Raw genomic sequence first — 10,734 nt, 5'->3', positions numbered from 1 at the left:
TGGAAGCACTTTCCAAAAAGGGGCGAAAATCGGGGTGAAGTGTCGAACCCCGGAGCCCCGCTCGCTCCATGCAGTCGTCAGTTGGCCTGAGCAATTGTCGACTCTGAATTGTTCACGGGGTTACGCCAACCCCGCTTTCCGCCCAACGACAGTAGCAAAGCACATTTGCAGCGAGAGACCGTGGATGTTCCTGGTGGTTGTCCCGACGTGGGTGGCAACGACGCGAACGCCAAGCGCTTCGAGGAGTATTGAGATATCTCTTGCGTCCGCTGGATACTCGAAAAAGCGGTGATCGGTATCTCGGCTGACGACCTCACTCGGCCGGGCGACCTGGAAATTGAGTCCGACTACGCCGCCGAATTTGAGAGTTGCAACGAGGTTCGCGAGGGCCTGCGGCAGGTCTTCGACAGGAATATGATTCAGCGCGACGGCCGACCAGACTCCATCGAAGTAAGCCGTAGGGAGTGTTTGCGAGAGAATGTCACCGTATATGAACGGAATGTTTTGGTTTTTCTTCCGCGCAATGCGCAACATAGACTGGGAGAAGTCGAGCCCCACCAGATCGAAGCCGGCCTTCTTCAAATAGCGCGCGTGATGTCCGGGACCGCAACCGGCGTCAAGGATAGTCGCGCCGCCGGGCAATTGCGTGAGAAAGATCTCCATCGCGTCACATGGCACGGTGTCGAACCAGACATCCGTGAACTGAGCGGCGATTGCATCGTAAGAAGCCCTGGTTGCGCGTCGTAGCGCGGGTGAACTGATGGGCGGGTCTTCACTTCCGTTGGCAAGGCGATCTCTGAGCGCTCCATAGGAGTGGCATCGATTTCTGTGGTCTATGGGGGCTTCGGCCTTGGGTGCGAGGAAGAATATATCGAAGCGATCGTTCGGTAGCTTGAGGAGATTTTCGTCGTCGAGAGCTGATCCAACTAAACAGAGCGAATGCCGTGCGGATTGGGCTGCGCTCACCAACTTCGCTGCGGCGAAATTGCTAACCCCAGCGCGAATGCCGTCCTGGCGAAGCCGGTGCCGAAGAAGCGATGCCGAGTACCTGTCGCCTTCGACATGGTGGATCATGAGCTCAAAGACATAGGGGCTGGAACCCATTTAACCCACCTCCGTCGTGCGCGCGCAGGTCGACCCAGTCTCGAATCGCGGACATCGTGTCCACCATCCTGGATGAGCGGACAAGTGCGGCCAAGAGGGCCGCCGCACCTAGAGGCGTGCCCGCTAGGGAGGGGAGAAAGGTTCCGTGGCTTCGTGAGTGGTTCAGGCGAGCCTGGAAAGCGTCCTCGTCAACCCGCTGAAGGCTGCGACCTGTCTGATCGTTGAAGGACTGAAGTAGCCGAATGGCATCAGGGTAATGGTCGTCCGCGTCGGACGTGGCATCGGCCTCAGTAACGGCGACTCGCGCAAGTGTCGAAAGATCCGTCTGCAGTCGGCGCGAGAAAATATCGAGTTCGGCGCTCGAATAGGGCCGGAAAGGCGCTCCGTCCAGGGAGCCGCTCAGCTGGGAGTCCTCGCGGTCCAGCATGACAAGCGTGGGCACCGCATCGGCACGTGCTACGCCAATTTCGTACATGACAAACGCGTTGTGCCTCGATGGATCGGCCAGAATAATGTCGCATTGGCGGATGGATGCGTAAAGCCAGTCCAGCCACTGCCAATCCTCAAGAAGTTTTTCCAGCCAGACCAGCTCAAGTTTCGCGTTGTCGACGGTAACGGCCACCGTCTCCCTGACGGCTTCGTAGCCGGCCAGCATCGGCATCAGGGCGAGCACTTTAATTGGAGCTACCTGACGGCCGTTCATCATCGCCGCGACTTTCTGTTGGTCTGGAGAGGGGCCCCTAGACGCTCGAAGCAGCGAAGTACCGACTGACAGAGGGCGAGCTCCTGCTCGCTCCAGGCCAGGAAATAGACCGTTTCGACGTCGGAGGCCGGATTCTCAGAGAGGTACTCGAGAGCGGCCTGAACCTCCCGCTCAAGGAGGGGACGGAAATCTCCGCGAACGAAGCCGATTCCAAGTAGCGGAAAGAGAATACTCGATAGTCCGATTCCCACACCATTCCTCTGGGGATCGTCCATCAGTGCAAGTGCGTTCGTGACGCATCGGTGGATGCCGGGTATGGGCTCGTAGCCCTCTCCGACCACGCCTCTGACGGCGGCGACGTGGAAGATTGCCTTTACACCGTACTTGTTTTTCAACTCTCCCGGCCCTGTTGCGATGACCTCGCCTTCAGGGACGCTGCGCTCGTTTCCCATTATCTCGTTGAGTTCGTGCTGAATGAGATCCTCGGCAACGTGTCCGGTCCGCGTTTTACGTGAACCCTCGAATCGTATGACGCTTGAGATGGCGAAGTCGTAGTAGCGTGCCATCTGCATGTTCGTGTTCTCCGAGTTCACCCAGACATCAATGGCGCGCACATTGCGGAGGTCGCCTGTGATGAGAGCCACGCTCTTTTTGGTGCCCTGGATTGGGTAGGTGTAAACATCGCAACTCCCGATCACCCGGGGTCGATCAATAATTCTCAGGTCGAGCGTTTCACTCACGTGACTGTCGGGTCTGCCCTCCAGAAGGCCTGTCGAGATCGAATTGCGGATTCTGGCTTGCGCCTCGTCATCACCCTTCCCGCTAGCGAAGTCATACTCGATAGCGTTCATGTTGACGATGTTAAAGGGAAGGGTAGCGTTCTTGTTCCGGATGATGATGGTGACGGCCTTGCGTAAGGCGTGGCGAATGCCAAGCTCATAGAAGACATTGGGGTTCGGAATGCTCACATCGACAATGGATACTTCAGCGCTCCAGATAAGTTGGAACATCCTTGTATGTATGTTGCCCGCCTCGTCCACCTCGTCGCACCGGATGCACTTCAGTCCCGCGGCTTCGACGGTTGGCTTGATCAAGTGTTCGTAGACGTCGTCGAAATTCACCTCGACATCCGCTTCATCTAACCTCTTGCCGAACGGCATGATAACAAAGCAGCGTTTCTCGTTCGGGTCGGAAAAATACTCGCCTTCTAGCGTTTCGATCAGTTCGAGGGCTTCCTCTGCCCGTCTGCGGACCTGCTCGTCAGGGGACTCTGCCAGAAGAGAATAAACACGGGTCGCAGAGTTCAACTGCCATGCCGCGTTCGCAAGACGAATCCCCTGAGTGATCGATTCGCGGCAGGGCTTCATCTCGCCGCGTAGTAAATGAATCTGTGCGAGGTCGAAACATGACCAAGGGAGATTGCGGCCTGCAACAATATCCTCGCGGCAGTGCTCCCTACCGGCATCAATCGCGTCCCTGTAGCGGCGAAGAGATGCATCCAGGAGACCCTCACGGGCACGCACTGCCAAATAATTCAGCAAGGCAAACGTACTCTTGTTTCCAGAAAGCTCTACCCCTCTCTCGAAACGTGCTGCAGCTTTGCCGAACTCACTCAACGAGAGATACACCCCGCCAAGCGAGCAATGGGCGTCGACATCTGTGTCATCCAGTTCGAGGGAATGGAGGAGGTGGGTCTCGGCTTCCTTGTGCCTTTTCTGTTGCTGTCTCAATACACCTAGGCATTTCCACACACGAGCATTCTTCGGATTCGCGAGAACGAGCTTTTGGAGAGCCTCAAGGGCGCGCTCGAAGTGTCCCCTGGCGATCCACGCCTCGATTAGGGCGAGTTCTCCCGTGCTTGGGTTCTCCGTCATTTCGGAATGCCTGTGATTCGGTGCATAAGTACATTTTCGATGAAGTAGCAGTCTCAACTCTCCTGCCTATTTCCAGGGCGTTCTCACTGCTGGAAAACATCGGCTGTGCTCCACGGCGCCCGACAAGAAACTCCCACTGTTTGCATCTAGGACCGTGCCTTGCTACTAGAGAGGGCCACCTCATCCCATCACAGCAGATCGCAAGAAACCGCGGTCGCACGGCACGCACATGGGGTCGGATAAAGGTTGTGGTCGTCGGCTAGGCGTCGAGCTGCTACTGACGCCTGTTGTCGGACATGAGCCCCCTGTCATGCTCCTTCTTCAACATAGACGAGCAGTATCGGCCTGCAAGCTCAATGTGAACGACAACGGTAGCGACTGGCCGATCTGATACCGCTGCCCCCTGAGTCCTCCTTGCAGCAGCTTTGCGAATCGCCTGACAAGGCGCGAAGGCCCAGATGCGATCCTGCCGCACGACGGCGTAAGATCGCGCCATTCCCTGCAGGAGTTCTCCCATGCCCGAGCGTTGCGCCTGGTGCGGCACCGACCCGCTGTACGTCGCCTACCACGACACCGAGTGGGGTGTGCCCAGCCACGACGATCGCCACCTGTTCGAGATGCTGGTGCTGGAGGGCGCGCAGGCGGGGCTGAGCTGGATCACCATCTTGCGCAAGCGCGAGCACTATCGCCGCGTGTTCGCGGATTTCGACGCCGAGCGGGTTGCGCGCTACACCGACGAGGATGTGGCGCGCCTGCTCGCCGACCCCGGCATCGTTCGCAACCGCCTGAAGGTGGCGTCGGCGATCGCCAATGCGCGCGCGACGCTCGCGGCGCAAGCGCGCTTCGGCTCGCTCGATGCGTTGGTCTGGCGATTCGTGGAGGGCGTGCCGCGCGATGGCGCGCGCAGGACGCTGGCCGATGTGCCTGCCGAGAGCGCCGAATCAAGGGCGATGAGTCGCGAATTGAAGCGGCTGGGCTTTCGTTTTGTCGGGCCGACGGTGTGCTATGCCTTCATGCAGGCGGTGGGAATGGTCAACGATCACGTCGAGGGCTGCTTCCGCCGGCGGGAGATCGCTGCAGGCTTGTCCGCTACTTGACCACGCCCCAGGCCTTGAGCCGCTTGTAGGAGTACTGCGCGGCGTTGCCTTGCTGGCTCTGGCGCAGATAAGCGACGTAGTGCTGGGCGGCGGCCTGGCGGTTGCCCATGCCTTCGAGCGAGACGCCCTTGAGGAAGGTGATGCCGGCGTCGCCGGGCAGCAGGCGGTCGAAGCGGTCGAGGTTCTCGTACGCGCGGCCGGCGTCGCGCTGTTGCAGGGCAAGCACGCCGGAGAGCTTGTAGGCCTGCGCCTCCTGCGGGTAGATCTCGCGCGCAGTGTCGGCGTAGCTCACTGCCTTGGCGGTCTGGCCCTGGGCCTGCAGGCACTGCGCCATGCGCAGGTTGCTGGCATAGTCGCGCGGGGTTCTCGTGAGGGCGGTCTGGAATTCGGCCTGGGCCTTGGCATATTGCTTGGCGGCCATCGCCGTCTCGCCGTTCTTGCAGGCGTCGATGGTGGGGCGGATGCGGCGCAGGCTGGCGGTGCTGTCCATGAAGCGCTCGCGGCCCGGGTTCAGGCTGTTGCTGATGCGGTAGCGGGTGTCGGCCGCGGCCTGCGCGGCCTGCATGCGCTCGCGGCTCATCGGGTGGGTGGAGAACATCGTCTGCAGCAGCGAGGGGGCGGATTTTTCCTCGGCGACCAGGAGCTGGTGCAGGCGCACCATGCCGGTGGCGGGGTAGCCGGCCTTGACGAGGTATTCCTGGCCGAGGGCGTCGGCCTCGCGCTCGTGCTCGCGCGAGTAGCTCGCCAGCAGCGCGCTGGCGCCGATCTGCCCGCCGATGTTCATCAGCCCGGCCCAGTCCGAGTTTTGCGCCGCCACGTTGAGGCCGGCGAGGGCGGCCTGCGCGACCAGGTTCTGGCCCTGGCGCTGGGCGGCGTGGCGGGCGTTGACGTGGCCGAGCTCGTGGCCGAGCAGGGCGGCGAGCTGGGCCTCGTCGTCGAGGTCGGCGAGGATGCCGCGGGTGACGCCCATCGCGCCACCGGGGAAGGTGTAGGCGTTGACGTAGTTGGCGTTGAGCACCCTGTAGGAGTAGGGCATCTGCGGGCGGTGGGTGAGCGCGCCCATGCGCTGCCCGAGACCGGTGACGTAACGGTTGACCGATTCGTCCTGGATGGCGCCGAGGTCCTGCGAGAACTGGTGCGGCGCGACCTGGGCGTCGGCCTGGATCTCCTGCGCCTCGCTCATGCCGACGAGGATGGATTTTCCGGTCACTGGCGAGGTGGCGCAGCCGGACAGGCTGGCGCCGGCCGCGCCGGCACCGAGCAGCCACAGCGCCTGGCGGCGGCTGATGCGGTTGCGCTCGAGGCTGGCGGCGAGATCGTCGAAGAAGCTCATGGCAGTCGATCGTCGAAGAAGATCAGGCGATTGTATCGGCTCGGCTTCGCGGCGCGGCGGCCTACAGCCACCGCGCCTTGCGGAAGCGCCACCACAGGAAGGCGCTGGCGCAGGCGATCACGCCGAGGCCGAAGAGGTAGCCGTACTCCCACTCCAGTTCGGGCATGTGGTTGAAGTTCATGCCCCAGATGCCTGCAAAGGCGGTGGCGACGGCAAAGATGCCGGCCCAGGCCGCCAGGCGCTTGCTGATCTCGGTCTGGTCGATGGTGACCAGCGACAGGTTCACCTGGATGGCGGTGCCGATGGTGTCGCGGATGCCGTCGAGCGAGGCGTTGATGCGGCTCAGGTGGTCGTAGACGTCGCGGAAGTAGTGCCGGCTGTTGGCGCAGACCTCGGGCACGCGGCCGCTGTGCAGCTTGCCGGCGGCTTCCATCAGCGGCAGCACGGCGTGGCGGAGCAGGGTGACCTTGCGCTTGAGGCGATACAGGCGGCGGATGTTGGAGCGCGCCGCGCCCTTGGTGAAGATGCGCTCCTCCAGCATCTCGACCTCGGTCTCGAGCTTTTCGATGAGCGGGAAATAGCCATCGACCACCGCGTCCATCAGCGCGTAGAGCACATAGCCGGGGCCCTTGGCGAGCATCTTCGGCTCGCGCTCGCAGCGTGCGCGCACGCCGAGGAAGTCGCGCGCGTGGTTGTTGCGCACCGACAGGATGTAGTTGGCGCCGACGAAGACGTGCACCTCGCCGACCTCGAGCTTGCCCGCGCGCTCCTCGATCAGGTGCATGACGACGAAGAGCTCGTCGTCGTATTCCTCGACCTTGGGGCGCTGGTGGCGGTGGTTGGCGTCCTCGATGGCGAGCTCGTGCAGGCCGAACTCCTCCTTCATCGCCGCCAGCTCCTCGGCGGTGGCGTCCTTGAGCGCGACCCAGACGAAGGTCTCGGGCTGTTGCAGGTAGTCGCTGATGTCCTCGACCGGGATGTCGGCGAGCTTGCGGCCGTGCTGGTAGGCGGTGCAGTTGATGAGCATGGTTGCGCGCCCTTTAAGCCTTCACCGCATCGGCCTTGACCGCGTCGAGAAGGTCCTTGACCGCCTTCACCCGCTCCTTGAGGTTGGGCAGGCTGGTGCGGCGCACCAGCTTCTCGGGGCCGGCCATCTTGGTGCTGCGGTCCTTCTGGATCAGGAAGATGACCTTGACCGGGTCGATCGGCGCGTCCTTGGCGAACTGCACGCTGATCTGTGCCTCCGAGGCGTCGAGCTTCTGCACGCCGTAGTCCTTGACCAGCATGCGCAGACGGTGGGTCTCGATCAGCGCGGCGGTCTGTGGCGGCACCTCGCCGAAGCGGTCGATAAGCTCTTCCTGCAGCGCACGCAGATCGTCCTCGGTGTCGCAGTTGGCCAGGCGCTTGTACAGCGTCAGGCGCTCCTGCACGTCGGGGCAGTAGTCGGTGGGGAGCAGGGCCGGTGTGTGCAGGTTGATCTCGGACACCACCTCGAGCGGCTGGGTAAGGTCGGGCTCCTTGCCCGCCTGCAGGTCCTTGACTGCGCGCTTCAACATCTCGGTGTACAGGCTGAAACCCACCTGCTGGATCTCGCCCGACTGGTTCTCGCCCAGCACCTCGCCGGCGCCGCGGATCTCGAGGTCGTGCATTGCCAGGTAGAAGCCGGAACCGAGGTCTTCCATCATCGCGATCGCCTCGAGCCGTTTCTGCGCCTGTGCGGTGGGCTTGGCCCCCGGCATGGTCAGCAGGTAGGCATAGGCCTGGTGGTGGCTTCGGCCGACACGGCCGCGCAGCTGGTGCAGCTGCGCGAGGCCGAAGCGGTCGGCGCGGTTGATGATGATGGTGTTCGCGGTGGGGATGTTGATGCCGGTCTCGATGATGGTGGTGCACAGCAGCAGGTTGGCGCGTTGCTGGGTGAAGTCGCGCATCACGCGCTCGAGCTCGCGTTCGGGGAGCTGGCCGTGGCCGACGACGATGCGCGCCTCGGGCAGCAGCTCCTCGAGGTCGTTCCTCATGTTGTCGATGGTGTCGACCTCGTTGTGCAGGAAGTACACCTGGCCGCCGCGCTTGAACTCGCGCAGCACCGCCTCACGGATCACGCCGCGACTCGACGGTTGGACGAAGGTCTTGATCGAAAGGCGCTTCTGCGGCGGCGTGGCGATCACCGAGAATTCACGCAGGCCTTCCATCGCCAGCCCCAGGGTGCGTGGGATCGGCGTGGCGGTCAGGGTCAGGATGTCGACCTCGGAGCGTAGTTGCTTGAGCGACTCTTTCTGGCGCACGCCGAAGCGGTGCTCCTCGTCGATGATCACCAGGCCGAGGCGCTTGAAGACCACGTCCTTCTGCAGCAGGCGGTGGGTTCCGATGATGATGTCGACCTTGCCTTCGGAGAGCTGCTGCAGCGCCTCGGCCTGCTCCTTCGCGGACTTGAAGCGCGACAGCTCGGCGATCTTGATCGGCCAGTCGGTGAAGCGGTCGGCGAAGGTCTGGTAATGCTGTTCGGCGAGCAGCGTGGTCGGGCACAGCACCACCACCTGCTTGCCGTCGGCCACCGCGATGAAGGCGGCGCGCAGCGCGACCTCGGTCTTGCCGAAGCCGACGTCGCCGCACACCAGGCGGTCCATCGGCCGGCCGGACTTCATGTCGCTGACCACCGAATCGATGGCCGATTGCTGGTCGGGCGTGGTCTCGAAGCCGAAGCCTTCGGCAAAGGCCTCGAGGTCGTGCTGCTTGAAGTCGAAGCGGTGGCCGGCGCGGGCTGCGCGCTGGGCGTAGAGGGCGAGCAGCTCGGCAGCGGTGTCGCGCACCTGCATCGCGGCCTTCTTCTTGGCCTTTTCCCACTGGCCGGAGCCGAGCCGGTGCAGGTCGATGGCTTCGGGGTCGGCGCCGGCGTAGCGGGTGATCACGTGCAGCTGCGACACCGGCACGTAGAGCTTGTCGCCGCCGTTGTATTCCAGGTGCAGGAACTCGGTGTCGCCCTCGCCTAGGTTCATGTGGATGAGGCCGAGGTAGCGGCCGATGCCGTGCGACACATGCACCACCGGGTCGCCGACCTTGAGTTCGGACAGGTCGCGCAGCCAGCCTTCCATGGTGGCGGCCTTGCGCGCGTCGCGGCGGGCGCGGCTGCGGGCGGTGGCGGCGTAGAGCTCGGTTTCGGTGAGCACCGCGAGCTTGGCCGCGGGCAGCACGAAGCCGCGTGCGAGCGGGGCGACGCCGAGCGCGAGGCGGGCGTCCGAATCCAGGAAAGCGCCGAAGTCGGCGGTGGCCTCGGGGCGCACCTCGTAGTCGGCGAAGAACTCGGCCATGGTCTCGCGCCGGCCAGGCGAGTCCGACAGCAGCAGCACGCGGCCGTCGAAGCCGGCGAGGAAGGCCTTCAGCTTGTGCAGCGGGTCGGTGGCCTTGCGCTCGACCGCGACCTCGGGCGGCGGCAGCGCGAGCGCGTCCGCCGTGTCGGCGCTCGCCTCGGCCCCGATCGACAGTCGCGGCAGGTTCTTCAGCGCGACGAAGAAGGCCTCGTCGGTCAGGAAGAGCTGCTCGGGCGGCAGCACCGGGCGGGTGCGGTCGCCCTTCAGCAGGTCGTAGCGCGAGCGCGTGTCCTTCCAGAACTCGGCGATCGCCGCCGGTACGTCGCGGTGCAGCAGCACCGGGGTGTCGGCGGGCAGGTAGTCGAGGAGCGTCGCGGTCTCGTCGAAAAACAGCGGCAGGTAGTACTCGATGCCGGCGGGTGCGATGCCGTTGGAGACGTCCTTGTAGATCGAGGCGCGCGTCGGGTCGCCCTCGAAGGTCTCGCGGAAGCGGCTGCGAAAGCGCGTGCGGCCCTTGTCGTCGAGCGGAAACTCGCGCGCCGGCAGCAGGCGGATCTCCTTGGTCGGGTACACCGTGCGCTGGGTGTCGGGGTCGAAGGTCTTGATGCTCTCGACCTCGTCGTCGAAGAGGTCGATGCGAAAGGGCAGCGGCGAGCCCATCGGGAACAGGTCCACCAGCCCGCCGCGCACCGAGAACTCGCCCGGGCTCACCACCTGGGTGACGTGGGCGTAGCCGGCGAGCGCCATCTGCGCCTTGAACTGCTCGACGTCGAGCTTTTCGCCCTGCTTGAGGAAGAAGGTGTAGGCGGCCAGGTAGCTCGGCGGCGCCATGCGGTAGAGCGCGGTCGAGGCCGGCACCAGCACGAGGTCGGTCTCGCCGCGGCTGATCGCGTAGAGCGTGGACAGGCGCTCGGAGATCAGGTCCTGGTGGGGCGAGAAGTTGTCGTAGGGCAGGGTCTCCCAGTCGGGCAGCAGGTGGGCGCGCAGCCCGGGCGCGACCCAGGCGATCTCGTCCTGCAGGCGCTGGGCGTCGAGCGGGTTGGCGGTGATCACCACCAGCATGCGGCCGCGGCCGGCGAGCTGGGCGACGGCGAGGGCGTCGGCCGAGCCGGCGAGCGGTTCGAGCTCGAGGCGGGCGCCGGGCTTGGGCAGCGGGCGGGTGGCCAGTCGGGCAAGGAGCGAATCGAGGGAAGTGGGCATGATGCGTGAGGCCGGCGCGCGCGAACGGGGGATCCGGCGCGCAGGTCGAGCGTGGTAAGGGCGCAATTATAAGAGCCGCCGCTCGACCTTGCGGGGTCGCGCCTTGCTCAAACTGCCT

The 10,734-nt window shown here is 64.0% G+C and carries 7 protein-coding genes; 1 reads left to right on the top strand and 6 read right to left on the bottom strand.

The features are described from left to right. Window positions 1-120: 120 nt before the first annotated feature. The 3 genes from PLC66_RS16965 to PLC66_RS16955 are packed head-to-tail and all read right to left on the bottom strand — an operon-like array spanning window position 121 to window position 3,681. Window positions 121-1,104 carry a class I SAM-dependent DNA methyltransferase gene (locus PLC66_RS16965; protein ID WP_324542522.1) on the bottom strand — a complete coding sequence of 328 codons (984 nt, stop codon included), beginning with the start codon at window positions 1,102-1,104 and terminating at the stop codon, window positions 121-123. Continuing rightward, window positions 1,079-1,810 carry a hypothetical protein gene (locus PLC66_RS16960; protein WP_324542520.1) on the bottom strand — a complete coding sequence of 244 codons (732 nt, stop codon included), beginning with the start codon at window positions 1,808-1,810 and terminating at the stop codon, window positions 1,079-1,081. Before PLC66_RS16960 ends, PLC66_RS16965 begins: the two co-directional genes overlap by 26 nt. After that, a complete protein-coding gene (locus tag PLC66_RS16955) occupies window positions 1,807-3,681 on the bottom strand; it encodes a hypothetical protein (RefSeq protein WP_324542518.1) in 1,875 nt (624 codons plus the stop codon). The genes PLC66_RS16960 and PLC66_RS16955 overlap by 4 nt, the downstream gene beginning before the upstream one ends. Window positions 3,682-4,196: 515 nt before the next feature. Between PLC66_RS16955 and PLC66_RS16950 the strand changes: the two genes are divergently transcribed. Next, on the top strand, window positions 4,197-4,778 hold the full coding sequence (locus PLC66_RS16950) for a DNA-3-methyladenine glycosylase I (protein WP_324542516.1): 582 nt from the start codon (window positions 4,197-4,199) through the stop codon (window positions 4,776-4,778). Here PLC66_RS16950 and PLC66_RS16945 read toward each other — a convergent pair. From PLC66_RS16945 to mfd, 3 genes are all read right to left on the bottom strand, one after another. After that, complete coding sequence (locus PLC66_RS16945; protein ID WP_324542514.1) at window positions 4,771-6,111, bottom strand: M48 family metalloprotease; 1,341 nt, start codon at window positions 6,109-6,111, stop codon at window positions 4,771-4,773. The genes PLC66_RS16950 and PLC66_RS16945 overlap by 8 nt on opposite strands. 61 nt (window positions 6,112-6,172) lie before the next feature. After that, entirely contained in the window at window positions 6,173-7,138 is a 966-nt protein-coding gene (corA, locus tag PLC66_RS16940) for a magnesium/cobalt transporter CorA (RefSeq protein WP_324542512.1), read from the bottom strand. A 13-nt stretch (window positions 7,139-7,151) separates the two neighbouring features. Further along, window positions 7,152-10,616 (bottom strand): transcription-repair coupling factor, encoded by a 3,465-nt coding sequence (gene mfd, locus PLC66_RS16935; RefSeq protein ID WP_324542510.1) that lies wholly within the window; start codon window positions 10,614-10,616, stop codon window positions 7,152-7,154. Between the last annotated feature and the right edge of the window lie 118 nt (window positions 10,617-10,734).

The sequence above is a fragment of the Thauera sp. genome, assembly GCF_035444905.1.
Classification (GTDB): domain Bacteria; phylum Pseudomonadota; class Gammaproteobacteria; order Burkholderiales; family Rhodocyclaceae; genus Thauera.
The sequence above is the reverse complement of the archived record's forward strand: the minus strand, read 5'-3'. Positions and strand labels throughout refer to the sequence as shown.

Bases quoted from the DNA above. Each gene is read 5' to 3' on its own strand.
- PLC66_RS16955 (WP_324542518.1), bottom strand. From the start codon at position 3,681: ATGACGGAGAACCCAAGCACGGGAGAACTCGCCCTAATCGAGGCGTGG.
- PLC66_RS16945 (WP_324542514.1), bottom strand. From the start codon at position 6,111: ATGAGCTTCTTCGACGATCTCGCCGCCAGCCTCGAGCGCAACCGCATC.
- PLC66_RS16950 (WP_324542516.1), top strand. From the start codon at position 4,197: ATGCCCGAGCGTTGCGCCTGGTGCGGCACCGACCCGCTGTACGTCGCC.
- PLC66_RS16965 (WP_324542522.1), bottom strand. From the start codon at position 1,104: ATGGGTTCCAGCCCCTATGTCTTTGAGCTCATGATCCACCATGTCGAA.
- corA (WP_324542512.1), bottom strand. From the start codon at position 7,138: ATGCTCATCAACTGCACCGCCTACCAGCACGGCCGCAAGCTCGCCGAC.
- mfd (WP_324542510.1), bottom strand. From the start codon at position 10,616: ATGCCCACTTCCCTCGATTCGCTCCTTGCCCGACTGGCCACCCGCCCG.
- PLC66_RS16960 (WP_324542520.1), bottom strand. From the start codon at position 1,810: ATGATGAACGGCCGTCAGGTAGCTCCAATTAAAGTGCTCGCCCTGATG.